This window comes from Helicobacter sp. MIT 11-5569, from assembly GCF_000765695.2.
In the GTDB taxonomy this organism is placed as follows: Bacteria; Campylobacterota; Campylobacteria; order Campylobacterales; family Helicobacteraceae; genus Helicobacter_D.
The window spans coordinates 315,883-342,594 of the sequence record NZ_JRPB02000001.1; the positions used below are offsets into that span (position 1 = coordinate 315,883).

Here is a 26,712-nt window from a genome sequence, read left to right on the forward strand (position 1 = left end):
CCTATCTTTTTTGCGCCACTAATCTTGCAACAAGAGCAAGGCTGGAATCTTTTTCGCGTGTTATTAATGTTTCTTCATAAAAAAGAATCTCTAAATCTAAAAATGCGCGCAATAGCTCATTTTTGCGCAACAAATGGCTAGAATCGCTAGTAAAAGCATTTTGCGATTCCACAGGACTTTGTATAAAAGTCTCAAAAATCAAAATTCCATCTTTTTTCAATCCTTCTACCATATAAGGAAATAATCGGCGTTCTAAAAAATAACTCTTACAAATCAAATCATAACTTTGCTTTGGAATCTTAAAAGTATCCAAATCCACGCATTGCGCATTGATATTATGCTCTCCTTGCAATGCACTAATTGCATAAGTAGAAATATCTACACTATCCACACAAAAGCCACATTCTCGCATAAATCTTGAATTGCGCCCCATTCCACAAGCAATATCAAGTGCCTTCCCTACTTTTGCCTTATGAATATGTGTTTTTAAAAGCTCCAAAGGTTGAGTTGGTGGCGGATTTTCTTTGTGGCGTGTGTTCCATTTTAGTGCATCATCTTGCATTTAATCACAATACCGCTTTAAAATATCGCTATACATTTCAATGCGGCGATCTCTTAAAAATGGCCAAATTCTGCGCACATCTTCACTGCGCTTTTTATCCCATTTAAAATACAAAATCTCTTCATTCTCCACACTTCCTAAAGCTAGTAATTCTCCTTGCGCTCCATACGCAAAACTAGAACCCCAAAAACGGATTCCATCTATCACACCACTTGCATCTTTTTCAAACCCCACACGATTAATCGCTACAACAGGGATTCCATTTGCTACACTATGTCCGCGCTGCACTGCTATCCAAGCTTCTCTTTGGCGATTCTTTTCTCCTTCATCATCTGCATCAAACCAACCAATTGCAGTTGGATAAATTAAAATCTCCGCTCCTTTTAACGCCATAATGCGCGCTGCTTCAGGATACCATTGGTCCCAACACACAAGCACTCCAAGCTTCCCAAGACTTGTAGAAATAGGCTCAAATCCTAAATCCCCGGGAGTAAAATAAAATTTCTCATAAAATCCTGGGTCATCTGGAATGTGCATTTTACGATATTGCCCTGCTATACTCCCATCATTTTCAAATACGACTGCTGTGTTATGATACAACCCAGCACTACGCCGCTCAAACAAAGAAGTTACAAGCACAACTTTGCATTCTTTAGCAACTTTTGCAAAATATGCACAATCTTCTTGAAATTCCAAAGCATAATCAAAAAAATCCACATTTTCACTTTGGCAAAAATATTCATTACAATGCAACTCTTGCAGCAGCACTAATTGCGCTCCATTGTTTGCAGCTTCTTTAATTTTCTCTGCTGTATAAGCTTTGGTTGCTTGTTTATTGTGTTTATAAGATTGTTGAATTAATGCGACTTGAATCTCCATTGCTTTTCCTTAAATAACTTTTACTTTTAAAAATCATCGCCCTCATAATCACTATCGCTGCTATCATAATCATCTTCATCATATAAAAATCTATCACTATCTTCATAATCTGAATCATAGCCATCATACTCTTCTTCTTCAAATTCCTCAATCTCATCTTCTTCAAATGGTTTTGCTACTAATTCCATAATCATTCCTTTCGTAAAATCAAAGCAACTGCTTCACTTGCTAATCGCAGCCCAAAACTTGCAGTTACACCACAAAAACTTCCAAGCTCTTTGCATTTTGGCTCTTCAGGACTAAATGCAACCATAAAATCCCCTTTAAATCCTTGTTTTTTAAGCCCTTCTCTAAACTTTCTAGCAAACTTATCTCCATAACTTTTCCAAATAGGAGCAAACTGAATCTTTGAAGGGTCGAGTTTTTTTGCACTCCCAGTTGAAACAAGCAAATGTGGCATTTTTAAACTTTCAGATTTCTTAGATTTTTTGGGTTGATTTGCAATCTTCATCGCTAAAGCAATCTTTGCATTAATATCATCAATAGCATCAATAACAATATCATACGCACTAAAATCAAATGTATCAATAAATTCTTGTGTAATTTTAGAATCCATTGATAAGATTCCGGGATATTTTTCTCCCAAAACTTCGACTTTCTTGCGCCCGACACCTTCAAATGCGCCAATTTGACGATTCTGATTTGTTATATCAAAACTATCATAATCTACGATACAAATCTTCCCAACTCCTGTGCGATACAAACAATCTAACACAAAACTTCCGACCCCACCAACACCAAGCAACAATACACTAGCATTTTGCAATTTTTGAAATCCCTCTTCTTTGACAAGCAACAAAGTTCTAGCAAAACGCTTATTTTGCATTAATCCACTCCTTAAGTCCTCCTAAACGCTCCCGCGCCGTAAAATCAAGTGTAATAGGCGTAATAGAAACATAACCTTGCTGTATTGCGCTAAAATCTGAAATTTCTCCATTTTCGCGCTCATTCCAAGCAAGCGGGTGCAATCCCAACCAATAATACTCTTCTCCGCGTGGATTCCTATGCACATGCGCATCATTCCCATAAGAGCGGATACCAAGCTCTGTAACTTGCATTCCCTTACATTCTTTTGGCTTTAATTGTGGGATATTTACATTTAAAAACTCTCTAAAATGCAAGGGATAAGAACCATCAAGAATCTTTTTAGCAAGTGTATAAATCGTCTCTTTAGCAAGCGCAAAATCAAAACCAAAATGGTCTTTATCTTTTAAAACTTGAGAAATAGCAATAGATGGAATCCCGTGCAACACGCCTTCCATTGCCGCACTAGCTGTCCCAGAATAACTCACATCTTCCCCCATATTTGAGCCAATATTAATACCACTTACAATTAAATCTGGCAAAAAACTTTCTTCATACAACGCATTAAGCGAGAGATAAATACAATCTGTTGGGCTTCCATCATCAAGCTTATAAAAATCATCTTCAAGCTTGACAAAGCGCAAAGGGCGCGTTAATGTCATTCCATGCCCACAAGCAGATTTTTCACTAGCAGGAGCGACAATCACCGTATGCCCCAAAGGACTTAGTGCTTCTTTTAAAGCCAAAAGTCCGGGAGATTCATAACCATCATCATTTGTTATTAAAATACGCTTCAAAATTTTCCTTTAAATATTAAAATAGCCATTTAATAATGCTTGCAAATGCTTTTGCGCAGGTTTATTTAGGGTTTTAATCTGCTTAGTTATGGAATCTTGCAAAACTTTTGCACTTTTTCTTGCACCTTCTAAACCTAGTAAATTCACATAACTATTTTTTATACTATCATTATGCGTAGGCTTTCCTGCTTCTTGAATACTTTGTGTAGAATCAATCACATCATCACGAATTTGAAAAAATAGCCCCAAATCTAAACCTAATTGATATAAATTTTTACGTGTTTTTTTATCACATTGCGCAATAATCGCACCCATTTCAAGCGCAGAGGCAATCAATTTTGCTGTTTTATTTAAATGGATAATTTTTAGCTGCTCCAAAGGCAATGTTTGGTGTTCAAAATGGCAATCAAGAGCCTGCCCTAAAACCATTCCATAGATTCCACCATTAAAACTTAATGTCTCTATTAATTTAACTTTGACTTTTGGCTTTAATTGCGCTTTTGCAATCAAATAAAACGCATGCGTATTAAGCCCATCTCCCGCTAAAATTGCTAAAACTTCATCATATTTTTTATGCAAAGTCTCACAACCTCTCCGCAATGGCGCATTATCCATTGCAGGTAAATCATCGTGAATTAAAGAATATGCATGCAAAATCTCTAAAGCAAGAGCTGGAGCAAAAGCATTTTGCAGAGATTCTTTTTTGAAGCTCGCCACAATGCTTAAAAGTAATTTAGGGCGGAATCTCTTACCACCATTTAAGACCATTTCCCAAAGAGCTGCTTCATAATGGGGATGAAAAGATGAAACTTTAGGTGTATTGTGTTTTAAATATTCTTCAAAAGCCTTAAAAACTGAATCTAGTGTCTTCACTTAAAAGCCCTTGTGTAAGAGAGTCTTGCGATTCCATCGCACTTTTATCATTCACATCAATAAAAAATTGAAAATCATTGCGCGAAACCAACCAACGCTGTTTTTTATCTGGATATTCCCCTAATAAACGAATGATTGCGCTAAGACCCTTTGGTGTAGTATGCTGATTAACACGCAAGATTCTATCTCCAACCCTCAAACGCTCAAATCCATCTTTTGCTTCATTACCCACATAAGTAATTACAAAATTATCATTAACCCCAATATGCACACGTGAAAAAAAGTCATCAGGAAGCAACATTCCGCCACGTAATTTATCGACTTGCACCATAACTTCCATCGCAACACCATCACGCTTAATACGCACAGGAACGACTGCTCCTTCATTTAAATCAAAGACAATACGGCGAAAACTTGGCAAACCTGTAATGCTCTCCCCATTGACTGCACTAATTACATCGCCAACCTTAAAAGGATTCTTCTTAAAAAAAGGATCCACGATACTAACCTCCACTGCGTGTTCATCATTTTGTATAACACGCACTCCAATATCTCCATAATAGATAGAATCGCTATCTACAAAACGCTCTAAATATGCCTTTTCAATAAAAGCATTTTCTCCAATCCCGATTCCATAAATATGGTCGCAAACCGTGCTAATTAAACTATTTTGAAAAGTTGGCGTATTAAGTGTTGCAAAATCAATCGGGCTTTGCATTCTTGTTGCAATCTTTCCACTCACACTATCATTTGGATTAACACTTGCCATCTCATCTTCTAAAATTTCTTTTTGTATAACCCTTAAGTTAATCGGCTCTAATGCGCCTTTTGATTCTAACAAATACATTCCAACAAAAGGGTCGTGTTTTAGAATCTTATAACCACGCAGTTGCTGTTTTGGAGAATACACAAATAATACTGCTTTTGATGGGTTTTGCGCTCCTAGAGACTTGATTGCGATTCCATAAGTGCTTCCTACACGTTCCATAGATAAGGCTGCTTTTTTCTCACACGCACTAAAATCATACGCCATACAAGGCAAAGAAAAACACAATGCTGCAAATGCAGCTTTAAAAAATTTTATATTTTCTCGAATCATACTTATACCTTTAAGGGAAAATCTCCTAAATTTCCTAACATCTGCATTGCCATATTTTTGCGGTTAGATTCTACACTCTTTAGCACATCATTTAGCGCACTCATTAATAAAATCTGCAAAGATTCTTTATCTTCAAGCAAAGAATCATCAATAGTAATGTCGATAATTTCCCCTTCTCCATTTGCGCTAACGCTTACTAGCCCACCACCACTTTTGGCATTTAGGGTAATATTTTTGTTGGATTCTTGTGCGCTCTGAAACTTTTCTTGCAAATCCCCTAGTGTTTTTGCTAATTCTTTAGGATCAAACATCTCTCAACTCCTTTTTAATTGCAACAATTTGATTATTTTCATCAACCAAAACAACCTTTGGTGTATAGTTTTTAAGCTCATCTTGGCTGTATTGCGCATATGCCATTACAATAATCTTATCTCCCACTTGCACTTTGCGCGCCGCTGCACCATTTAAGCACATATCGCCTTTTTTTCCCATAATCACATAAGTTGAAAAACGCTCGCCATTATTGATATTAACAATATCAACCTTTTGTCCTTCAAAAAGTGTTGCCGCTTCCATTAAAGCAGAATCTATTGTGATAGAACCAACATAATTAAGATTCGCATCACTTACACTTGCGCGATGGATTTTACTATACAACATTGTGAGATTCAATATCAACCCTTCTAATACTTCTAAAATTTAGTAATTTTAGCACATTTTGCTTAAGTTAATACAACACAATTTTATAAAACATTAAAATGTTCTTAACGTTTACTTTATGCTTTTTTTGTAAAATACACTTTAAGTTTTAAGGAGAGTGCTTTGCAAAAATTTCTAAAGATTGCTTTAAAATATGGAATCTTAAATGCACTATGTTTCACATTTATTGCTTGTTCTGCTAAAATTCCTGATAATAAATCACTCACACAAGACTTAATGCCAAATTTCACAAACATAAGTCTTATTTCTCAAAACACAAACCAAAAAATACAAAATTCTACTCCCATAGAACAAATGCGGCTTTTATTTGATGATTCCACTCTTGATGCACTTTTAGAGATTGCTGCACAAAAAAATTTAGATTTACAAATCACACAAACAAGAATCCTACAAGCACAAGCACAATTAAAAACTGCGTGGGGGGATTTGTTTCCAACTATTAATGGAAGCTTAAACACAGAGACTTCTAAAAGTCGTAGCAACACCACTCCTGTGATTAAAACACATAGCTATTCTACCCAAATTGGTGCGACTCTTTCTTGGGAGTTTGACCTTTTTGGACGTTTAAGACAGACAAAAAATGCTAAGCAATCTCTTTATGAAAAATCGCTGCAAGATTTAGAAAATGCTAAAATCACTCTATTTTCAGATATTGCCACACTTTATTTTACCTTGCTTGAAACACAAAAAAATTTAATTCTCACGCAAGATAATATCACACATTATGCAAATGCTCTAGAACTAACGCGCTTAAAAGTAGAAAATGGCTTGCTAGATAGCACAGAACTTTTTGAAAAACAAGACCTCTTAACAGAAGAACAAAACACATTAGAACGCCTAAAAAGTATTGAAGAAGAAAGTAAAAATGCCTTATTAGTCTTGCTTGATACATCAACGCTTCCATTTAGAATCCAACAAAATTTACCCCAACCAAAAACACAATTTAATCTCGCAAATCTTCCAGCAGATACGCTATTATCACGCCCTGATATTAAAGCCGCACTTTTTAGTTTGCATGCACAAATCTACACAAAAGCTAATGCAAAAGCAAGTTTATTCCCTATTCTCTCTATTAGTGCTAACATTGGAGAAATTTTAGATTCCACAACACAATCTAGCGGAAATCTCGCTTGGGGGCTTGCAAGCTCTCTAAGCGCACCGATTCTTAATCGCACCCAACTGACACAAAATTATTTTTTACAAGATGCTTTACTCAAGGAATCCTATTTAACGCTTCAAAAATCCCTAAAAGACGCATTTTTTGAAATTGAAAACGCAAGCTTTAACACAAATAGCGCACAAACACAGCTCCAAAACAGCCATAGACGCTTGAAAAATGCACAAAATTATTATGAGTTTTCTTTCAATCGCCACACAATAGGGCTTATTGATACATTAGAACATGCGCTTAATAGTGCTTCTTTAAACAATGCTCAAAAATCATTAAATACCGCACAAAGCGAGAACCTAAAAACACTTGTTACGCTCTATAAAGCCTTTGGAGGGAACTTAAACTTACATAAGGAATCTTATGCAGACAACTGAAGAAATCTTACAAACACTAAACCCTAAGCGCAATTATAAAAAACTTATTACACTTTTAACAGCTACGCTTTTAGGGATTCTTCTTTTTGGTGGTTTAATATTTTGGTGGCAAAATAAAGCACCTAACTACTCTTATACAACACAAGAGGCAACTTTAGGAGATATTTCTACAAGCATTAGTGCCAATGGCACACTTTCTCCAACGCACGAAGTTTCTATCGGTTCAGTCATTTCTGGAATCGTGCTTGAAGTGCTTGTTGATGTGAATGACAAGGTGAGCAAAGGACAAGTTTTAGCAAAAATTGATAGTGAAAGCATTGAGCAAGACCTTTATCGTTATGAGGCGCAACTCCAAAGCGCAAAGGCACAGCTAAAAAGCTCTAAAGTAGCATTAGAGGAGAAGCAATGGCAATACAAACAGCTTCAAACACTTTTTAAAACCACCAATGGCAAAACTCCCTCCAAACTTGATTTACAAACTGCAAAAACTGCTTACAATGCGGCTATAAGCGAAGTGGAAATTCGTCAAGCAAGTATTAAAGAGATTGAAACTGCGATTCGCTCCACACAAGTGGATTTGAAAAATGCCCATATTACAACCCCCATTGATGGCGTTGTTCTTAGTCGCTCCATTGAAGTTGGGCAGAGTGTTGCAGCGAGTTTTCAAGCACCAGAATTTTTTATCATCGCTGAAAGTTTAGAAGAAATGGAACTTAATGTTAGCATTTCTGAAGCAGATATTGGCAAAGTCAAAGTAGGGCAAAATGTGAAATTTAGCGTAGATTCCTATCCCCAAAAAACCTTTGAAGCTATTGTGGATAGGGTGAATTTCGGCGCAAGTGAAAGCACAGACAATATCGTAAGCTATGAAGCACGCATTTATGTGAGCAATCAAGATTTACTGCTTAAACCCGGAATGAGTGCGACAGCAGATATTGTAACAGATTCTGCCAAAAACGCATTATTAGTCCCCTCTAGCGCACTTTATTTTACCCCGCAAACCAAACGTAAAGATTCTACTAAAACTTCTGGGTTGAGCTCCTTTTCAATACGTCCAACACGAACGCGAGGAGATGGAAGCAAACCTAAAGCAAACTCTAGCATTTGGGTGTTAGAAAAGGGTGCGCCTAAAGAAATTACAATAGAAGTAGGCATTAGTGATGGAACTCTAACGCAAATCTTTAGCGATTCTATTAAGCCCGGTATGTCAGTGATTGTCGCACAAAAAGAAGAAAAGTAATGTCTTTTATATCCTTGCAAAAGATTCATAAAACTTATGGCAAACCTCCAAACTCTTTTGAAGCTTTGCGAGGAATTGATTTGGAGATTGTAGAGGGTGATTTTGTCGCACTTATGGGACCAAGTGGAAGTGGAAAAAGCACTTTGGCGAATATTTTAGGCTGTTTAGATAGCCCAACAAGCGGAATTTATGAGTTTTGCGGAGTGAATGTGAGCAATCTTAACCTAAAGCAAAAAGCACTTTTGCGCCGTAATTATATCGGTTTTATTTTTCAAGGATTCAATCTTTTGCCACGCACAACTGCATTAGAAAATGTTGAGCTTCCTCTGCTGTATCGTCAAATCCCAAAAAAGGAACGCCTAAAAACCGCAATGCAAGCCCTTGAAATGGTAGGTTTAGAAAAATGGCATAATCATCAAAGTAATGCACTAAGTGGGGGACAACAACAACGCGTAGCAATCGCCCGCGCAATCGCCTCCAAACCACTTTTTTTGCTCGCAGATGAACCAACAGGCAATTTAGATACTAAAAGAAGTATAGAGATTATGGAAATTCTAGTGCGTCTTAATCAAGAATCCAAAATCACAATTTTAATGGTTACGCACGAACCAGAAATGGCACAATACGCAACGCGTGAAATTGTCTTTTTAGATGGCTTGATTCAAAGCGATTCCAAAGCATAAAAGGAACAAATTAATGATACTTAACGCCTTTTTTCTCGCATTTCGCCAGATAAGACGAAATTTTTTGCGCGCACTTTTGACAATGCTTGGAATCATTATTGGCGTAGGTGCGGTGATTATTATGATTACGCTTGGTAATGGAACAACACAAGTTATTACCGAGCGTATGAGTAGCTTAGGAAGCAATATTTTACTTGTTTTTCCTGCGCGCAACCAAAATGTGGGAGGTGGTGGCAGAAGACTTTTTAGTTTGGAAAATATCAAGGCATTAAATTTGCAAGTTGGATTCCTCACACGCGCAATCGCGCCTATTTCTATGACTTCTAGTCTTGTGCAATTTCGTCAAGAAAACACGCAAACACAAATTCAAGGCGTCAATACAGATTATTTTATCGCGACAAATTGGAATGTTACTTCAGGAACGACCTTTAGCGCACAAGATTATCGTGCAGGAAGCAATACTTGCATTATAGGCACAAGTGTTAGAAAAAACCTTTTTGATAAATCTTCTACAAATCCTTTAGGCAGTAGAATCCGACTTGGAAATATCGTATGCGAATGTATCGGAGTGCTAGAAGAAAAGGGACAAGGAGCAATGGGAAATGACCAAGATGATGTGATTTTGTTACCACTTCGCACATACCAACGCAGTATTTCCAAATCTAGCACACTTTATAATATCTCAAGGCTTATGATTTCTCTTAAGGACAATGTAGATTCCACATTCGCAAGCCAGCAGATTGCTAGTGCATTACGCGAGATTCGCAACATTCGCGAGGGGCAAAAAGATGATTTTGAAATTATGGATACAAAGCAAATCATTGAAATGATGCAAAACACCACCGCAAATTTGACGATTTTTTTAGGTGCGATTGCTGGAGTGAGCTTGATTGTAGGCGGAATCGGGATTATGAATATTATGCTAGTTTCTGTAACAGAGCGCACACGAGAAATTGGCACACGTTTAGCAATTGGTGCAATGCAAAGTGAAGTTTTGTTGCAATTTTTGATAGAATCACTCACCCTAAGTGCGCTTGGTGGAATCTTAGGAGTAGTTTTGGCATTTTTTGGCTCATTTGGAATTTGTTATGCGATGGATTTGCCTTTCAACTTTGATTATAGTATTGCCCTAATTGCCTTTGTATTTTCAGCATTTATTGGAATCTTATTTGGTTATCTTCCTGCGCGCCGCGCTTCAAGACTAAACCCAATTGATGCTTTGCGACACGAGTAGATAAAAAAGAATACTGATAAAAATTCCAAAGTATTTGGCAAATCTTATTGACTTTATGATTCTAGGGCATAAAAATTAACTCCATTTATGCTTTTGATTTTTACTTTTTGTGCTTTTACTAAGGATTCTAAAATCTCTCTTGATTGCGCACTCCAAAGTGTATTAATATCTTCTTGACTCATCGGGCGCAAAGCAAGTGTTTTTACAATCTCTTCTCTATTTAATTCTAAGTTTTCTTGTTTTTTAACTAAAGTTCTCTTTGGCACAAAAACTGGAATCTGATAGCGTAAAAAGATTTTACCAATCTCTTCTAATTCTGACACACTTAAAGATTCCACTTTATAAGCAGGAGGGCGGTCTATGGTGCTAACATCTAAACGCTTTAGTGGCATAGGTGCTAAAAATCGAGCCATTTCTTGAATCTCTTGGGCATCATCATTGACACCTTTTACAAAAAGAATCTCCGCATATAACTCACCTTTAAAATCTGCACTAAACTGATAAATTCCTTTTAAAATACGGTCTAAATCTATCTCTTTATGCGGTCTATCAATCTTTTTAAAGACATTCTGACTTATTGCATCTAAAGAAAACTTCACTTTATCAAAGAACAAACAAGCTCTAGCAACACATGGTTCCCACAGCAATGCGCCATTTGTTAAAAGTAAAGTTTGCTTACTCTCTTTAATATCTTCTAAACGCAGCATTAACTCATACAAATATGGATAAAGTGTAGGTTCTCCATTTGCTGTAATAGTAAGGGATTCCACATTAGGAAACTTTGCTAAACCTTGTCTAACTGCTTCTAAGATTTCATCAACCTCTAAAATCTCTTGCATTTCACTTTGTGTTTTTTTGCCTCTCAATTCACAATAAAGACAATCATAATTACACTGCTTAAGTTTTGGCGATAAATCCACCCCCAAAGATTCGCCAAAGCGTCTTGATTGCACAGGTCCAAAAATAATATCCATCAAAAAAACCTTTTGATTATATTCGCTCAATTTTCAAGGGAGATTCTACACTAATTTTGTCCAAAACTTTTATAATTTTTCTTGATTGAAGCTAGATTTTATATTCTTTTCTATATACTCACCACTTAATCTAAGTATCAAAAGGAGAAATTATGGCAGTTAAAATTACTGATATTTGCATCGCGTGTGGTGCTTGTATTGATGAATGCCCAGTAGAAGCAATTGTTGATGAAGATGATAACCCAAATGATGATGGATGCTATTTCGTCTATAATGACAAGTGCGTAGAATGTGTGGGGCATAATGATGAGCCTGCTTGTGCATCTGCTTGCCCTACAGAAGGCTGTATTGTATGGGACGCTGTTGCTGCTTCTCCATCACATAGAGAAGATATTGGTGATGATAAGAGAAATGCACATACACCAGTTGTAGAATAATCTTAAAACCCTCTTGGGTTTTTAAGATTCTGTATCTTTTTAATCTCTTTTACAATTTTTCCTTTTAAAACTTTATTTTTGAAACTCCGCAAGTGTTTTAGCAAAATTTAATAAATTTTCTCCCCAAGGTGTTTGTAAAGGTGAAAAATATCCTAATTTTGCACCACTTTCTTTTGCAATAAACTCTGCAGCTTTTGCAGAAAATTCTGGCTGAGCAAAAACCATTTTAAGATTCTCTTGCTTTATTGCTTCAATCACAGCAATCATCTCTTGCATTTTTGGACTTTTTCCCTCCACTTCAATAGAAACTTCTTCTAAATGATAATCTCTAGCAAAATATCCAAGCATTGGGTGAAACACGACAAATTTTTGATGTTTGGGTAAATCTTTTAAAATCTCTCTTAACTCTCTATCTACTTCATCAATCTCGCTAATTAGTGCATGATAATTTTTGGAGAAATCCTCTTTAGGGTTTAGATTTTTTAATCCTTCAAAGATATTTTTTGCAATAATTTTTGCATTACTAGGAGATAGCCAAATGTGTGTATCTCCATGTTCATCATGTGCGTGATTGTGTTCATTTTGCGTAAAATTAATAAGTGCAACATTAGCATTTGTATTAAAAATTTTCATTGCTTGATTCTGCCCTTTAAAACGTGGAATCCAAGCTTCTTCAAATTCAATTCCGATAGAAAAATATGCCACAGCTTTATTAATCTTTTTAATATCTGACGCTTTTGGCTCAAAATCATGTGGATTAATCCCCGGAGTTACAAGAGAAACAACATCATAAAATTCCCCCGCAATTTTCCCAACAAATTCCTTTTGCATTGGAATACTTACTGCGACCACATCACGCGCAAACGCAAATGTAATATTTAAAAACAAGCAAGCAAATATTAAAATCTTTTTCATTCTTAATTCCTTATTTAATGCGTATTAAATGTTTTTAGGATATTATTCTCTTTTTAAAAGCGTTCATAGCTCAATTGGATAGAGCATCAGACTTCGGATCTGAGGGTTGGGGGTTCGACTCCCTCTGAGCGTACCAACAAATAAAATTTCCTCTTACATATCAAGGGTTTATCAAATTCTTTTACTTCTAACTATGAACACATATAATACAAAAATCGCTTAAATAAAATCTATCAATGGCGATTATTACGCTCTGTAATTTTTGCATCAAGCATTTTATCAAGCACTTCAACAACTTTATCAGAAGCCACTTCTCCTTGCTGTAAGAATTCTAAAATTTTTTCAGAGTTACCTTCTACACCTTGACTCTTTAAAATTTCAATTGCACCTTTAAAAGAGTCATGAACTCCTGCATGCGGAGATTCCAAACTTCGATAATCTTCTAAATGTCCAAACGCCTCTTTTCCAACTCCTTGTTCATACCATTTTCCTAAACGACAATCATGGTGAGAGGCAAGATCTATCTCCAAATCTTCCTCTAAAATTGCTTTATATCCCCTAATTTTAAAGAGTAAGTGATCAAGTTTTACAAGACCAATAAATGTCGTATCTAACACATTTGCAGAATCTTGTCTTACTTCCATAGATGTTTCTCCAACTTCTACAAATTTTGCCACCTCATCATTTACCTCATGCATATCATCTACAATTTCTTCTGTGGAAGTTTGCACTTCGGAGAAATTTTGACGCAACACTTGAATATTCATTTCAATTTCTTTTGTTGCTTTTTGTGCGCGTTCTGCAAGTTTTCTAACCTCATCAGCAACAACAGCGAATCCTCTTCCGTGCTCTCCTGCTCTTGCTGCTTCAATAGCGGCATTTAATGCTAAAAGATTTGTTTGGTCGCTTACATCTGTAATGAGATTAATCACATTAGAAATGGAATCCAAATCTTGATAAACTTGCTGAATCATTCCTTGAAAACTATTTAAACGTTCTGTAACCTGACACACACTATCCATAATTGCTTTTTCTAATAATTTTGTTTGTTCAGCATTGTCTGCTGAAGCACTTTTTGCACCCTCCAACATTTCTACTGACGATGCAAAATTATCTTGTAGAATCTTTAGATTTCTCGCACAAGACCCCATAACTGCGTTAAAGATTCCATTAGAAATAGCAGATTTTTCTTTATTTTCGTGAAATTCTGCTAATAAGGCATTTTTTTTCTCATTTTCTTCGTTTTGCTGACGCAGTGCATTTTGAAGCTGTTCAATTTTCGTATGCAATGCCCTATTTTCTGCAACTAATTCCTGCTCTTTTTTTAAATTGCCAAACATAGAAAACTCCCCGCATTGAATTTTTATTTAACTATAATTTAATCAAAAAAATTAGGATTGATTATACACTAATTATCATTAAACTTCAAATAATATTAAAATTAATAAAGCTTTCTATTATTGGAATCTTATAACTTCTGTTTTAGAGTTTCGTATCTTTTCTGGAATTGTAGAATCTTTTGACTCCCCAACTACAAGCATTACAGCACTCTTTTCTTTGCTGCTTAATCCTAAATATTTATCTAAAGCTCTATTATCAAATCCACCCACAATACACGATGCAAGATTACAAGAAGTTGCAGCATTTGCCATATTCATCAAAGCCAAATGTGCTTGTTCTCTAGCATAGCTTAATTTCCTCTCTTCATGCATTCCATCAATAAAAGGCTTATAGAGTTTTAAACGTTTTTGCAATTCTTCTTCTTTGAGATTCCGCTCTCTAAGCTTACTTTCAAAATACTCGCCAAAATCTAAACGTGAAACAATGATAATAATCGCCCCACAATGCTCCACGTGGCTTTGATGATTTGCAATATTTGCAATCTCTTGTTTCTTTTTAGAATCTTGCACAACATAAAATATCCATGGTTCTAATCCTAAAGAGCTAGGTGCTAAACGACCCGCTTCTAAAATAAATTCTAAATCCTGCTCTTTAAGCATAGAATCCTTAAAATTTCTACAAGAATAGCGCGTATGAATGATTTTTGAAAATTCCATTATTTACTCCTTAATTAAAAATTCTTTTGCTTTCTCTTTACTAACATATGCTTTTGCCTCTAACTCTTCGCCTTCAAAGCGCACTTGATAATTTTTGTCTGCTTCTGACTTTCCATACAAAAGCGTAAGTGCTATAGCAAGTTGTTTATCACTTAAACTTGCTGAATTTTCTACAAGTCCTAAAGGACCAATACAATCTAAAAGCTCAATTTTGCTCATTTTAGGGTGCTCGAAATTTAATTTTTCATTTTCTTCTGCATTTCTAGCAATCACACATCTGCCGCCATCTGGTAAAATCATATAGCGACCAAACTTCACTAGCTCCATATCTTCAAAAACCACTTCACGATGTGCTTGAATATCTTTAATTTTATTTGCCACAGAAGTTTCTGTCAATAAACAACCCCCTCCGGGATTTTCATAATATTCTAATCCATATTCTTGCACAAGCTGTAATTGTCGCTCGCGCCCTCTTCCGTGAATATCAAGTAGTTTTTCTCTATCCACCCAACCTTTTTGCTCTGGAATTGTAATAGGTAATAATTTTGCACACATTGGACGCAAAATTAAGCCCTCTGCTTTACAAAGTTTTTCTACCTGTCCTAAAGCCTCTGCTCTTTGACTTTTAGGACGTTGTCCTAAAACTTCTCCACTAATTACAAAACTCGCCCCTTCACTCTCAAGCATTGATAAAGCATGCGCAAACATATTTGCATGACAATCAATGCATGGGTTAAAATACTTTCCATAACCAAATTTTGGCTGAAACAGCACATCTTCAAAAAACTGCTTTCTTATATCTATAATTTTTAACTCTACACCCACTTGGTCTAAACGCTGGCGCAAAATTTCACTTTTATCGCGCTTTGCTCCAAAACCAATATTAAAATGCAACGCCAAAACATCAATGCCTAAATCTTTAATAATTTTAATTGCAAGCAAGCTATCAAGCCCACCACTAAATAACGCTAGTGCTTTCATAAAGCAATAAATCTCCTTTTTTTAAATCTTCTAAATATTTTTGATATTTACGCAACAAAAATGACTTTTCGCGCAAAGATAAACCATTATCATGCAATAACTCTTTGCGCTTTTGGTCATAATGTTGGTATAAAACCATAATAATTTGCTGTTTTAAATGCTCCTTATCTTGTGGTTTTATTCTCTCATCTAATAAGATTCCAATTAACAAAGAATCTTCTAGCTCGTTTTTTAAAAGTTTTTCATATGCTTCCCTTTGTGTATGAAACATTTTGGGTTCTAAATAATCAAGCACAAATTCTAAAAGCTCCATATTTTCTAAAACACTTTTAATAATAATTTTCTCTACTAAACCATAAAAGCTTTCTTGTGTGGGTTGTGGCACATTTTTTATAGTGCTTTTATTATAAGCTTGCTGTTTTGTAACTTGGATTAAATGCACTGGTAATGCCAAACGTCTAGCAAGCCAAATTTTATATTCTTCTTGAATCACAGGGGATAACTGGTGTAAATATTCTAGCGATTCTTTTAAGCAACTATCCTTTTGCACTGCATTTTGTAAATCATAACGTTTTAAAATGCTCTCTAAAACATAATCAATCAATGGAATTGGAGCATCAAATAAGCTTTTTAATTCTTCTATTGCACCATTTTTTACCATATCTGCAGGGTCTAATCCGCCATCAAAGAGCACCACACCCCCTTGTTTATTCGCAATACTTAACAACATTGCTGCTTTAAAAGCTGCTTGCATTCCTGCCTTATCACCATCAAAGGCTAAAATTATCTTTGGATTCCCTTTTGCAAGCAAAGGCAAATGCTCTTTAGTTAGTGCTGTTCCAAGTGTTGCAACTGCATTTGTAAATCCTGCTTGATGGAGCATTAATGTATCTAAATACCCTTCTGTAATAATAACCTCTTCTAAACGATAAATGCTTTCTTTTGCTTGTGGATACCCATATAAAATTTGTGATTTATTAAAAAGTTTAGTTTGGGGTGAGTTAATGTATTTTGCATGGCGATTTGCAAGTGTGCGCCCCCCAAAGCCGATAATTTTATTTTGTGCAGAACGGATAGGAAAAATCAAACGTTGGACCAAACGCGCATAATAGCGTTTAACACCATTTTCTATATCTTCTCCTAAGATTCCAAGATTCAGCGCATCTTGTAAATTTACCATATTGCGTTGCAAATACGCCATAATCTCATGATTTTGTGGAGCATATCCAAGCTCAAAGCGTGTTTTAGTCTCCATTGTGATTCCACGCTCTTTTAGATAAGATTCTACTTCAGAATTTAGCATTGTTTGATAATAATGATTCATAAAATCCATAATCTTATAACTATCGTTATTTTGAGTTTTTTGCGCATATTCTAAATGCACATTATAAAATTGTGCAAGTTTTTCAATCGCTTCAATATAGCTAAGTTTTTCATATTCCATTACAAATTTTATGGAATCGCCACTTACACCACAACCAAAACAATGATAAAAGCCCTTATTTGCATTAACAACAAAGCTAGGAGTTTTTTCTTGATGAAACGGACAGCAAGCCTTATAACTGCTTCCCATTTTTTTCACTTCAATATAATGGCTAATTACTTCTAAAATATCTAATTGATTTTTTAACGCATCAATGCTTTGCTGCTGTATCAACTTTACTCCAAAATTTCTTAAACTCTAAAACTTTACTTTTTATAAAAAATTAAAAACGCACGCATTTTACAAAATTTAACCTATAAGTTTTGTTATAATGTGTGGATTTTTTAAAAAAGGGATAGAGTGGATTTTTTTGAATACGCTATAAGCAATATTGAGTATCGCGACCCACTATTTGGAATCGTGATTCTAATTTTTTGCATTGGACTTGTGAGTTTGTTTGGCTATTATTGGAATTACATTATTAGTAAAAAACAACAAGAATCTTTGCGTAAATTTATGGAAAGCTTTGATTATATCGGCTTTGATAAAGAAGTTAAAGAATTCCTAGCCCTAAGCCCAAATCCTATTCCTTCTCTTTTGTTTATGGCAAAAATGTATCAAAAAAGCGCAAATTATGAAAAAGCAATCCGTCTTTATACGACACTTTTGGATTCTATTAAAAATCCTTTAGATAAGATTCCAATCCTAGAATCTCTAGGGCTTGTCTATACAAAAGCAGGATTCCCTTTGCGCGCTAAAGAAATTTATCTTGAGATTTTACACCATTATCCACGCAATCCAGTGACTTTAAATGCGCTGATTAAAATTTATGAAGAATTAAACGCATTTGAAGATGCGCTAAATGCACTAGATTGTTTAGAAGAAATTCAAGGTGGCACACAATTACACCAATCCTATTTACAAACCAAAATTCTTATTTTTACCTCTCAAAATCACACACAAATCACCCAAAAACAACTTCCAGCAAAGCTCCTTGCAACTCTAAAAAAAGAACCTCGCTTAATGCGTCTTATTATGACTTTTTTAAAAGATTACTACCCTTCTTTATTTTGGCAATGTGTCTTAGAGATTCCACAAGATTCCCTTTTGCAAATCTTAGATTTATTATGGAGTCAAAAAGAGATTCCACAAGAGATTTTAGAAGAATTAGAAAATCTGCCCACACAAGCAAATAATCTTAGAATCTTAAAAGAGATTTTAGAAGCAAAAGGAATCCTATCGCTTAGTGCTTCACAAAAAGCGATCTTTGAGTTAGAAGCATTATGTTTATTGCGTGCAAATAAGAGTTATCAAGGCGATTTACGCTTTAGCTATCAATGCACAAATTGTTCTGGGACTTCCCCTTTAGCCTTTGACCGCTGTCCGCATTGTGATGAGTTGCTAACTTCTAAAACCCTTGTATTTTTAAAGGAAAAGCAAGATGAAGTGTGTTACTCTTTTCTGTGATGGTTCTTCTTTAGGAAATCCGGGTTTTGGCGGTTGGTGTGGAATCTTACGCTATGGCAATCACGAAAAAATTTTAAGCGGTGGTGCAAAGAAAGCGACTAATAATCAAATGGAATTAACAGCACTTATTGTTAGTTTAGAAGCTTTAAAAGAGCCTTGCGAAGTGCTTGTAGTTTGCGATTCTAAATATGTGTTAGATGGCATTAGCAAATGGCTTCCAAACTGGATTGCTAAAAATTTCAAAAACGTCAAAAACCCAGAACTTTGGCAACGTTATCTCATCGCAGCAAAACCCCATAATATCAAAGTGCAATGGGTAAAAGGGCATAATGGGCATAATGAAAATGAACGTTGTGATAAAATTGCTAAAGAAGAAGCATTAAAATTTAAAAATATTTAAGGACTATTGTGGATTTGAAACATTTTGAAAAGACCTTAGGCTACCATTTTCAAACCCAACAATTACTCAAAGAAGCACTCACCCACAAAAGCACAAAAAAAGGGGCGCATAATGAGCGTTTAGAGTTTTTAGGTGATGCGGTTTTAGATTTGATTATTGGCGAGTTTTTGTATAAAAAATTCCCAAATTCAAGAGAAGGAGAACTCTCTAAAATGCGTGCTTCAATGGTTAATGAAAAGGCATTTGCAAAGGTTGCGCGCTATTTAAAGATTGGAGATTATATTTTCATCTCAAATTCTGAAGAGCAAAATCATGGACGCCAAAAGGATTCCATTTTATCAAATGCTTTTGAAGCAGTTATTGGGGCGATTTATTTAGAAAGTGGTTTAGAAGTTGCGCGCACTTTAGTGCATCATCTTTTAAATGCAGTGCATCCAAATATTGATTTAAATAGCCTATTTTATGACCATAAAACAGCATTACAAGAGCTAACACAAGAAAAATTTGGTGTTACTCCTGAATACATTTTATTAGATTCTAGCGGACCAGACCATAATAAAAATTTTCTAATGAGCGTCAAAATTCAAGGCGAAGAATATGCCACAGCAAATGGCAAAAGTAAAAAGGAAGCACAACAAATCTGCGCAAAAATTGCACTAGAAAAATTAAAGGGTTAAAATGAATACCTTTGGGCAAGCACTTAGAGTTACAACTTTTGGAGAAAGCCACGGATGTGGGATTGGCGGTGTGATTGATGGATTGCCTGCTGGGATTAGTATTGATACAGATTTTATTGATAAGGAAATGCAACGCAGAGCTGGTGGGCAGAATCTCTATTCCACACAACGCAAAGAAGCCGATAAAGTTGAAATTTTAAGCGGTGTGTTTGAAGGCAAAACTACAGGCACACCACTAGGCTTTTTTATCCAAAATTCTGCAAACAAAAGCAAGGATTATGATTCTATAAAAAACTTATTCCGTCCCGGACATGCTGATTTTACTTATTTTCAAAAATATGGAATCCGCGATTATAGGGGTGGCGGGAGAAGCAGTGCTAGAGAAACTGCTGCACGCGTAGCAGCTGGTGCGATTGCAAAGCTATTCTTGGGGCATTTTAATATTAAAGTGCAAAGCGGAATCCTAAATATTGGAGAAATAGAAGCACAAAATATTGATTTTAATTATGCAAAAAATAGTGAAATTTTTGCGCTTGATTGTAATGTAGAATCTCTCCAAAAAGAAATGATTATGCAAGCAAGAAATGCACACGATAGTATTGGCGGTGTTGCTCTTATCCAAGCAAGCGGAATTCCAGCTGGACTTGGAGAGCCTCTATATTACAAACTTGATAGCGCAATTGGCGCATTAATGCTTGGTTTAAATGGAGTAAAAGCAGTTGAAATTGGCAATGGCATAGAATCTGCACAATTACTTGGCTCAAAAAACAATGATCAAATGAACGAGCAGGGATTCCTAAGTAATAATTGTGGCGGAATCTTAGGGGGAATTAGCACAAGAGATTCAATCAGCATTAAAGTGCATTTTAAACCAACTCCTAGCATTTTCTTGCCACAAAGCACACAAGATATACAGGGCAATGCAGTAGAATGCAATATCAAAGGAAGGCACGACCCTTGTATTGCTGTGCGCGGTAGTATTGTGTGTGAATCTCAACTCGCACTAATTCTAGCAGATATGCTTTTGCTAAATGCCACAAGCAAACTAGAATCTCTACAACGCATTTACGCGCCCAAATCATGCAACACTTAAAAACCGCTCTAATCTTTGCTGATGGCAAGCTTGGAGTTGGGTTAGGACATATTAGCCGCTGTAGTGCATTAAAAGAAGAGTTAGAATCCCAAAATTTCAAAGCTGAACTTTTAGATTCCACTTTGCTAGATTCTTTTAGTTTTACAAGCTATGATTTAATAGCTATAGATTCTTACATCTTGCCTTTAGAATCTTATATCCTCGCTACACAACACGCTAAGATTTGTCTATTTTTTGATGATACTTTGCGCCTAGATTATCCAAAAGGAATCATTATTAATAATGCAAGTGGTGTCAATTTTCAAGCTTATGCGCAAAAATACAAAAACCACACGCTATTTTTGGGCGATAAATTCACCCTCTTACAACAAGCTTTTAAGCTACAAACTCCCCCAAAGCTGAATCCAACACTTAAACGCTGCCTAATTACTCTAGGCGGTGAAGATATTTTAAAACTCAACACCCCCATAGCCTCTGCACTCTTAAGTGCATTTCCCAACCTTGAAATTCATTGTATCACAAAAGATTCCAAACTCTTGCCAAAAAGCGTTATCACACGTTCCAACCTTAGCGCAAAAGAAATGGCGCAACACATTTGCGCAATGGATTTTTGCGTTTGTGCTTGTGGGCAAAGCTTAAGAGAGATTCTATCTTGCGGAATCCCAGCAATTGCGCTTGAAGTTGCAGCCAACCAAAATGCAAATTTAAAAAGTTTTAAATCCTGCACACTCAATCTTCCAAAAACCTATCAACTTTCACACAGCACAATCACAAAAAAGATTATAGATTTTGTGGAATCCTATCAAGATTTAACACTGCGTCAAAAACACCAAACTCTAGCACAATCCCTACTCAAACACCAAAATTTATGGCAAAGCGCACTTAAAAATTTTTAACCCAATATTTCAAACATAAAAAGCATAACTAAAGCGAGTTTTTAATTGAAAAAAAGTAGAATTTTGGAATTTTACTCATTTTTTCAAGGTATTTCAATGAAAACAAAAGACATAAGAGCATTATTTTTAGAGTATTTTGCAAGCAAAGGGCATAAAGTCTATGATTCTATGCCTTTAGTGCCAGATGATGCAAGCTTGCTTTTTACTAATGCGGGAATGGTGCAATTTAAGGATATTTTCACAGGCAAAATTCCAATTCCAACTCCAAATATCGCTACAAGCTCCCAGCTATGTATCCGTGCAGGTGGAAAACACAACGATTTAGAAAATGTCGGCTACACTGCGCGCCATCACACACTTTTTGAAATGCTTGGGAATTTTAGCTTTGGAGCATACTTTAAAGAAAATGCAATTGCGTATGCTTGGGAATTTGTAACTAAGATTCTAGGTTTTGATAAATCTGTGCTTTATGTAACAATCCACGAAAGTGATGATGAAGCCTATAATATATGGTGCAAGCATATTAACCCAAGTCGTATTAGCAGAATGGGAGATAAAGATAATTTTTGGCAAATGGGGGATACAGGACCTTGCGGACCTTGTAGTGAGATTTTTGTCGATCAAGGGGAAGAGTTTTTTAATGGAGAGGAAGATTATTTTGGTGGAGATGGGGATAGATTCTTAGAAATTTGGAATCTTGTTTTTATGCAGTATGAACGCGATAAAGAGGGAAATTTAAAACCTTTGCCTAAGCCTAGCATTGATACAGGTATGGGGCTAGAGCGCGTAGTGGCATTATTAGAGGGCAAGCACAATAATTTTGATACTTCTCTTTTTTCACCATTAATGCAAAAAATCGAAAAAATAACAGGGGAAAAGTATTATCGTGATGATGAAATACACAAAAATACGCCAAATGCAACACAAGCAAGCTTTAGGGTAATTGCCGACCATGCAAGAGCTGTTGCTTTTTTGCTTGCACAAGGGGTAAATTTTGACAAAGAAGGGCGCGGTTATGTTTTGCGCAGAATCTTACGCCGTGCGGTTAGACATGGATATTTACTAGGTTTAAGAAAAGCATTTTTATATGAAGTAATAGGTGCTGTGTGTGAATCTATGGGGACACATTATAGCTATTTAATAGAGCGCAAAAACGCAATTATGGAGCAATGCAAAGCAGAAGAAGAACGCTTTTTTGAGACAATAGAATCAGGAATGAGCCTATTTAACGCAGAGCTAGCTTCTATGCAAAACAATCACGAAAAAAGCTTCAAAGGAGAAGTTGCCTTTAAACTTTATGATACTTACGGATTCCCACTTGATTTAACACAAGATATGCTAAGGGAAGTTGGCTTTAGCGTAGATTTAAAAAGCTTTGAAGCTTGTATGCAAGAGCAAAAAAGCAGGAGTAAAGCGCATTGGAAAGGGAGTGGGGATAGCTTAAAAGAAGGTGATTTCAACGCGCTTTTAAGTGAATTTGGCGAGAATTCATTTATTGGCTATACGCACACACAAGCACACTCTACGCTTCTAGCTTTGCTTGATTCTCATTTTACGCGTGTAGAATCTTTACAAAACGGACAAGAAGGCTATGTGCTATTAGATTCTACACCATTTTATCCAGAATCAGGAGGACCAGTTGGCGATAAAGGAATCTTAAAAATAGATTCCAATGTTGTCGCACAAGTGTTAGATACACAAAAATATTTTGGGCTTAATCTCTCAAAAATACAAGCTTTAGGAATCTTAAAAACAAAAGATAAAATTATTGCAGAAGTGGATTCTAGTCGCTTTGAAATTGCAAAACACCATTCAGCTACGCATTTATTGCATCTTGCATTACGCAAGATTCTAGGCAATCATATCACACAAGCTGGAAGCCTTGTAGAAGAAAATCGCTTACGTTTTGACTTTAGCCACCCAAAAGCCCTTACACAAGAGGAATTAGAAGCAATACAAACACTTGTTAATGCACAAATTTTAAACCAAAATCCACAAGTGTGCGAGAATATGGAGATTGCAGAAGCTAAAGCAAAAGGTGCTATGGCACTCTTTGGTGAAAAATATGGTAATAATGTGCGCGTTATAACCTTTGGCGATTCTATTGAGCTATGCGGGGGAATCCATGTGCAAAATACTGCAGAGATTGGAAGCTTTTATATTGTGCGTGAAAGTAGCGTAAGTAGCGGAGTAAGACGCATTGAGGCAGTCTGTGGAGCAGCAGCATATCAATATGGCAAAAATGCGCTAGATTCTATCAGAATCCTTAAAGATACGCTAAAAAATCAAGATATAATACAAGGTGTTGCGAAATTACAAAACGCATTAAAAGAAGCAAAAGAGCAAGCAAACAAAGCAAAACAAAATATCAAAAGCTTAGATTATGAAGAAATTAACAGCACAAAACTTATTGTGTTAAAGCTTGATTCTGTTGAAGCAAAAGAGGCAAAAGAAATCATAGATAAAACAAAAAATGAAAATGAAAAAGTAGCAATTTTGCTCATCACGCAAACAAATGGAAAAGTTGCCATTACCGCAGGAATAAAAGGAGTGGAATCTCTCTTAAAAGCTGGAGTGTGGGTAAAAGAAGTTGCACAGATTCTAGGGGGAAATGGTGGCGGAAGAGACGACTTTGCCACTGCTGGAGGAAAGGATACTAGCAAAATCACGCAAGCCTTAGATTTAGCAAAAGAAATTGCAAGAAAAAACTTAGGATAAGAATAAATAAAAGATATTTGTGAGATTTAGTTTTATAGATTGTTTAACAATCTATATGCTTAATCTCTCTTAAATACCTGAAGATAAATCTATTCAAATATAAATTTACTTTAGAACCTAAGCAGAAAAAATGAAAATTAAAAATTATTAGCTTAAAAAGTAATTTTATATCGCACACCAGCTTTAGTGCTATCTTCACTTCCTGTATTATTTTCGCGCTCAATATAAGTTGTAAAATTTTCAAAAGGCGAATATCCAATGCCATACTTCCAAGTGCTCTCATCAATCAAATCATCATTTTTTATAAGACTTTGTTGAAAATATATTTTTTCTAAAGATTGATGTTGAATCCTATGCTGCACACCATAGTTTCCACTCCATATTTGCGAAGCAGGATCACGATTAATCCCTCCCAATAACTCTAAAGTATTTACCTTATCTTTATGCACGCGGTATAGCAAATTTACATCACCCCCTAAACCACTTTCTTCGTGTGTTACCACTCCGCTAAGATTAACTTCAATATTAATAATATCTTCTTGATTATTATCTCTTAATATTTCTTTGATATAATCACTAAGTAGCGTTGAAATATGGTTAAATCCAGAATCTAAAATATATGTGTTTAATAGACTATCTTTTTCAAAATTAAAATCCCCATTTATTGAAGACTGCTCTTTTACTTGAAAATCATTAACCACGACTTCATCACTATTTAATGATGGCAATGGAATCCCAAAACGATCCCCAAAAGGTTTAAAATTTTCAAAAGGATTCTTTTCTTTAATCTCTAGTTTTAAATATTGTGCAATATCACTTTCAGATTCTAAAGGTGCATTTTCCGAAAAACATAAAGACAATAAAAGCAAAAAGGCAAGCAATTTTCTCATTCTATGAGTTTATCAAAAATTTATAAATCAATGAATAATCAATACTGCATTTCCTGCACTTTTTCTAAAAACACTTCTAAGTTTTCTGTTTTTCCCTCTACTTTTAGGCACACACCTTCAGCTAAAAATTCTTTACTTTGGATTGTAATATCAATCTTTTTAGCCAAATATTCCACCTGTGTAAAGAGTGCGAAACTCACTATGATTTCTCTACTATCTTTTGGAGTGTATAAAGCAAGCTTATTAGAATCCCTAGCCTTTAGCACAACATCTTTTGCACCTTGTGTATAAGCTCGCACAAGCCCTCCTGTGCCTAATAATGTGCCTCCAAAATAGCGAATAGTTAGCAACCCGCACTCCACAAGCCCATATCCACGCAAAACTTTCAATGTAGGCATTCCTGAAGTCCCCTTTGGTTCTCCATCATCGCTAAAACTCTCCGCAATTTGCCCTTCTGTATTAAAATAACGCGAAGCACTAACAAAATGCACAGCTTTTAGGTGTTTTTGACGCATTTTCAGATTCCAACTTTCTATGCTATCCTTTGGAATCACATAAGAAATAAATGTTGAACCTTTCACTTCAAAACTAGATTCCACAATTTCCACAGGATAATACAAATCTTCCATCAAGTTGTGCGTTTAAGCTCTCCTTTTGCATAAGCTAATATTTTTTTGTGTATAAAATTCAAATCCACAACTTCACAAATTGCTCCCTTTGCAATAGCTTGCTTTGGCATTCCAAAGACAACACAACTTGCTTCATCTTGCGCAATCGTATAAGCTCCATTATCATAAAGTTCTTTAATACCAATGCTTCCATCATCTCCCATTCCTGTCATAATGATAGCTAAAGCTGCTTTTCCTGCAACATTATTCACACTTCTAAACATCACATCGACACTTGGACAATGGCGTGAAATTCTGATTCCTTCTTGTGGTCTTGCATAATAATGATTACTATGCCTGTCTAAAAGCATATGCAAACCGCCCGGAGCTAAATAAGCACAAGAATTTTGCAATTGCATTCTTTGACGCACTTCAAAGACGTCTAATTCTGAATTTTTATTTAAACGATTTGCAAAAGAAGTGGAAAACCCATCAGGAATATGTTGTGTAATAACAATAGGAGGAAGATCGCGTGGCAACTGCTTTAAAATTTTGACAATCGCATCTACGCCACCAGTGCTTGCTCCAATAGCAATAATCTTTGCGCTTTCACCCTTATAAGGTGCAGATTTTAACAATTCATCTGGATGATATTTTTCGCTAGAACTTACTTTTAACAT

The 26,712-nt window shown here is 35.6% G+C and carries 29 protein-coding genes, 1 tRNA gene and 1 pseudogene; 12 read left to right on the forward strand and 19 right to left on the reverse strand.

Annotation, left to right across the window (positions count from 1 at the left end; genetic code table 11):
* Nucleotide 1: 1 nt before the first annotated feature.
* Genes LS70_RS01560 through panD form a run of 9 tightly spaced genes read right to left on the reverse strand, consistent with a single transcriptional unit; the run spans nucleotide 2 to nucleotide 5,746 of the window.
* A complete protein-coding gene (locus LS70_RS01560) occupies nucleotides 2–562 on the reverse strand; it encodes a class I SAM-dependent methyltransferase (RefSeq protein ID WP_034288683.1) in 561 nt (186 codons plus the stop codon).
* On the reverse strand, nucleotides 563–1,435 hold the full coding sequence (locus LS70_RS01565) for a carbon-nitrogen hydrolase (RefSeq protein WP_034289295.1): 873 nt from the start codon (nucleotides 1,433–1,435) through the stop codon (nucleotides 563–565). It abuts the gene before it with no gap.
* Nucleotides 1,436–1,467: 32 nt separating this feature from the next.
* A complete protein-coding gene (locus LS70_RS10050) occupies nucleotides 1,468–1,629 on the reverse strand; it encodes a hypothetical protein (RefSeq protein ID WP_162845086.1) in 162 nt (53 codons plus the stop codon).
* A 2-nt stretch (nucleotides 1,630–1,631) separates the two neighbouring features.
* Nucleotides 1,632–2,327, reverse strand: a complete 696-nt coding sequence (locus tag LS70_RS01570) for a ThiF family adenylyltransferase (RefSeq protein WP_034288686.1) — start codon at nucleotides 2,325–2,327, stop codon at nucleotides 1,632–1,634.
* Nucleotides 2,317–3,102, reverse strand: a complete 786-nt coding sequence (gene surE, locus LS70_RS01575) for a 5'/3'-nucleotidase SurE (protein ID WP_034288688.1) — start codon at nucleotides 3,100–3,102, stop codon at nucleotides 2,317–2,319. Before surE ends, LS70_RS01570 begins: the two co-directional genes overlap by 11 nt.
* A gap of 9 nt (nucleotides 3,103–3,111) precedes the next feature.
* Nucleotides 3,112–3,975 (reverse strand): polyprenyl synthetase family protein, encoded by an 864-nt coding sequence (locus tag LS70_RS01580; protein WP_034288691.1) that lies wholly within the window; start codon nucleotides 3,973–3,975, stop codon nucleotides 3,112–3,114.
* Nucleotides 3,950–5,074 (reverse strand): DUF7488 domain-containing protein, encoded by a 1,125-nt coding sequence (locus LS70_RS01585; RefSeq protein ID WP_052083355.1) that lies wholly within the window; start codon nucleotides 5,072–5,074, stop codon nucleotides 3,950–3,952. The genes LS70_RS01580 and LS70_RS01585 overlap by 26 nt, the downstream gene beginning before the upstream one ends.
* 2 nt (nucleotides 5,075–5,076) lie before the next feature.
* Nucleotides 5,077–5,385 carry a YbaB/EbfC family nucleoid-associated protein gene (locus tag LS70_RS01590; protein WP_034288694.1) on the reverse strand — a complete coding sequence of 103 codons (309 nt, stop codon included), beginning with the start codon at nucleotides 5,383–5,385 and terminating at the stop codon, nucleotides 5,077–5,079.
* Nucleotides 5,378–5,746, reverse strand: coding sequence for an aspartate 1-decarboxylase (gene panD, locus LS70_RS01595; RefSeq protein ID WP_138109292.1), 369 nt, complete (start codon nucleotides 5,744–5,746; stop codon nucleotides 5,378–5,380). The genes LS70_RS01590 and panD overlap by 8 nt, the downstream gene beginning before the upstream one ends.
* Nucleotides 5,747–5,896: 150 nt before the next feature.
* On the opposite strand from panD, the gene LS70_RS01600 reads away from it, so the two are divergent.
* Genes LS70_RS01600 through LS70_RS01615 form a run of 4 tightly spaced genes read left to right on the forward strand, consistent with a single transcriptional unit; the run spans nucleotide 5,897 to nucleotide 10,496 of the window.
* The gene (locus tag LS70_RS01600; protein WP_081949715.1) at nucleotides 5,897–7,339 is read left to right on the forward strand and encodes an efflux transporter outer membrane subunit; all 1,443 of its coding nucleotides are present in this window, start codon (nucleotides 5,897–5,899) and stop codon (nucleotides 7,337–7,339) included.
* Complete coding sequence (locus LS70_RS01605; protein WP_138109293.1) at nucleotides 7,326–8,579, forward strand: efflux RND transporter periplasmic adaptor subunit; 1,254 nt, start codon at nucleotides 7,326–7,328, stop codon at nucleotides 8,577–8,579. The genes LS70_RS01600 and LS70_RS01605 overlap by 14 nt, the downstream gene beginning before the upstream one ends.
* Nucleotides 8,579–9,262, forward strand: coding sequence for an ABC transporter ATP-binding protein (locus tag LS70_RS01610; RefSeq protein ID WP_034288697.1), 684 nt, complete (start codon nucleotides 8,579–8,581; stop codon nucleotides 9,260–9,262). The genes LS70_RS01605 and LS70_RS01610 overlap by 1 nt, the downstream gene beginning before the upstream one ends.
* A 13-nt stretch (nucleotides 9,263–9,275) precedes the next feature.
* Nucleotides 9,276–10,496 carry an ABC transporter permease gene (locus LS70_RS01615; RefSeq protein WP_034288700.1) on the forward strand — a complete coding sequence of 407 codons (1,221 nt, stop codon included), beginning with the start codon at nucleotides 9,276–9,278 and terminating at the stop codon, nucleotides 10,494–10,496.
* 53 nt (nucleotides 10,497–10,549) lie between these two features.
* Here the strand turns inward: LS70_RS01615 and LS70_RS01620 are convergent, their stop codons facing one another.
* Nucleotides 10,550–11,470: a radical SAM protein gene (locus LS70_RS01620; protein WP_138109294.1), complete on the reverse strand. Its 921-nt coding sequence runs from the start codon at nucleotides 11,468–11,470 to the stop codon at nucleotides 10,550–10,552.
* A gap of 152 nt (nucleotides 11,471–11,622) precedes the next feature.
* Here LS70_RS01620 and LS70_RS01625 point away from each other — a divergent pair, with 152 nt between their 5' ends.
* Nucleotides 11,623–11,907, forward strand: coding sequence for a DUF362 domain-containing protein (locus LS70_RS01625; RefSeq protein ID WP_034288706.1), 285 nt, complete (start codon nucleotides 11,623–11,625; stop codon nucleotides 11,905–11,907).
* A gap of 72 nt (nucleotides 11,908–11,979) precedes the next feature.
* Here LS70_RS01625 and LS70_RS01630 read toward each other — a convergent pair whose 3' ends face one another.
* A complete protein-coding gene (locus tag LS70_RS01630; RefSeq protein WP_034288711.1) occupies nucleotides 11,980–12,822 on the reverse strand; it encodes a metal ABC transporter solute-binding protein, Zn/Mn family in 843 nt (280 codons plus the stop codon).
* A gap of 59 nt (nucleotides 12,823–12,881) precedes the next feature.
* On the opposite strand from LS70_RS01630, the gene LS70_RS01635 reads away from it, so the two are divergent.
* Nucleotides 12,882–12,958 (forward strand) — tRNA-Arg (locus tag LS70_RS01635).
* A 97-nt stretch (nucleotides 12,959–13,055) separates the two neighbouring features.
* Here the strand turns inward: LS70_RS01635 and LS70_RS10410 are convergent.
* From LS70_RS10410 to dnaG, 5 genes and pseudogenes are all read right to left on the reverse strand, one after another.
* Nucleotides 13,056–13,520, reverse strand: a complete 465-nt coding sequence (locus LS70_RS10410; protein ID WP_442906989.1) for a CZB domain-containing protein — start codon at nucleotides 13,518–13,520, stop codon at nucleotides 13,056–13,058.
* Between the two features lie 30 nt (nucleotides 13,521–13,550).
* Nucleotides 13,551–14,162: pseudogene (locus LS70_RS10415) on the reverse strand (methyl-accepting chemotaxis protein); the annotation flags it as partial.
* A gap of 117 nt (nucleotides 14,163–14,279) precedes the next feature.
* Nucleotides 14,280–14,879, reverse strand: coding sequence for a nitroreductase family protein (locus tag LS70_RS01645; RefSeq protein WP_034288657.1), 600 nt, complete (start codon nucleotides 14,877–14,879; stop codon nucleotides 14,280–14,282).
* Nucleotides 14,880–14,882: 3 nt separating this feature from the next.
* Nucleotides 14,883–15,860, reverse strand: coding sequence for an argininosuccinate synthase domain-containing protein (locus LS70_RS01650; protein WP_034288654.1), 978 nt, complete (start codon nucleotides 15,858–15,860; stop codon nucleotides 14,883–14,885).
* Nucleotides 15,838–17,517 (reverse strand): DNA primase, encoded by a 1,680-nt coding sequence (gene dnaG / locus LS70_RS01655; protein WP_034288651.1) that lies wholly within the window; start codon nucleotides 17,515–17,517, stop codon nucleotides 15,838–15,840. Before dnaG ends, LS70_RS01650 begins: the two co-directional genes overlap by 23 nt.
* Before the next feature lie 126 nt (nucleotides 17,518–17,643).
* Between dnaG and LS70_RS01660 the strand changes: the two genes are divergently transcribed.
* The 6 genes from LS70_RS01660 to alaS all read left to right on the forward strand — a co-directional run bounded on the left by LS70_RS01660 (nucleotide 17,644) and on the right by alaS (nucleotide 24,534).
* Complete coding sequence (locus LS70_RS01660) at nucleotides 17,644–18,750, forward strand: tetratricopeptide repeat protein (RefSeq protein ID WP_034288648.1); 1,107 nt, start codon at nucleotides 17,644–17,646, stop codon at nucleotides 18,748–18,750.
* A complete protein-coding gene (rnhA, locus tag LS70_RS01665; RefSeq protein ID WP_034288645.1) occupies nucleotides 18,725–19,150 on the forward strand; it encodes a ribonuclease HI in 426 nt (141 codons plus the stop codon). Before LS70_RS01660 ends, rnhA begins: the two co-directional genes overlap by 26 nt.
* An 8-nt stretch (nucleotides 19,151–19,158) precedes the next feature.
* Complete coding sequence (gene rnc / locus LS70_RS01670) at nucleotides 19,159–19,827, forward strand: ribonuclease III (RefSeq protein WP_034288642.1); 669 nt, start codon at nucleotides 19,159–19,161, stop codon at nucleotides 19,825–19,827.
* A gap of 1 nt (nucleotide 19,828) precedes the next feature.
* Nucleotides 19,829–20,920, forward strand: coding sequence for a chorismate synthase (gene aroC / locus LS70_RS01675; protein ID WP_034288639.1), 1,092 nt, complete (start codon nucleotides 19,829–19,831; stop codon nucleotides 20,918–20,920).
* Entirely contained in the window at nucleotides 20,908–21,816 is a 909-nt protein-coding gene (locus LS70_RS01680; RefSeq protein ID WP_034288637.1) for a hypothetical protein, read from the forward strand. Before aroC ends, LS70_RS01680 begins: the two co-directional genes overlap by 13 nt.
* Nucleotides 21,817–21,912: 96 nt before the next feature.
* Nucleotides 21,913–24,534, forward strand: a complete 2,622-nt coding sequence (gene alaS / locus LS70_RS01685) for an alanine--tRNA ligase (RefSeq protein WP_034288634.1) — start codon at nucleotides 21,913–21,915, stop codon at nucleotides 24,532–24,534.
* 152 nt (nucleotides 24,535–24,686) lie between these two features.
* On the opposite strand, the gene LS70_RS01690 is transcribed toward alaS, so the two are convergent.
* From LS70_RS01690 to LS70_RS01700, 3 genes are read right to left on the reverse strand one after another with little or no spacing between them, the layout of a single operon-like run.
* Nucleotides 24,687–25,424, reverse strand: a complete 738-nt coding sequence (locus tag LS70_RS01690; RefSeq protein ID WP_138109296.1) for a hypothetical protein — start codon at nucleotides 25,422–25,424, stop codon at nucleotides 24,687–24,689.
* Between the two features lie 38 nt (nucleotides 25,425–25,462).
* Nucleotides 25,463–26,053 carry a YigZ family protein gene (locus LS70_RS01695; protein WP_034288628.1) on the reverse strand — a complete coding sequence of 197 codons (591 nt, stop codon included), beginning with the start codon at nucleotides 26,051–26,053 and terminating at the stop codon, nucleotides 25,463–25,465.
* On the reverse strand, nucleotides 26,053–26,712 hold the full coding sequence (locus tag LS70_RS01700; protein ID WP_034288625.1) for a CheB methylesterase domain-containing protein: 660 nt from the start codon (nucleotides 26,710–26,712) through the stop codon (nucleotides 26,053–26,055). Before LS70_RS01700 ends, LS70_RS01695 begins: the two co-directional genes overlap by 1 nt.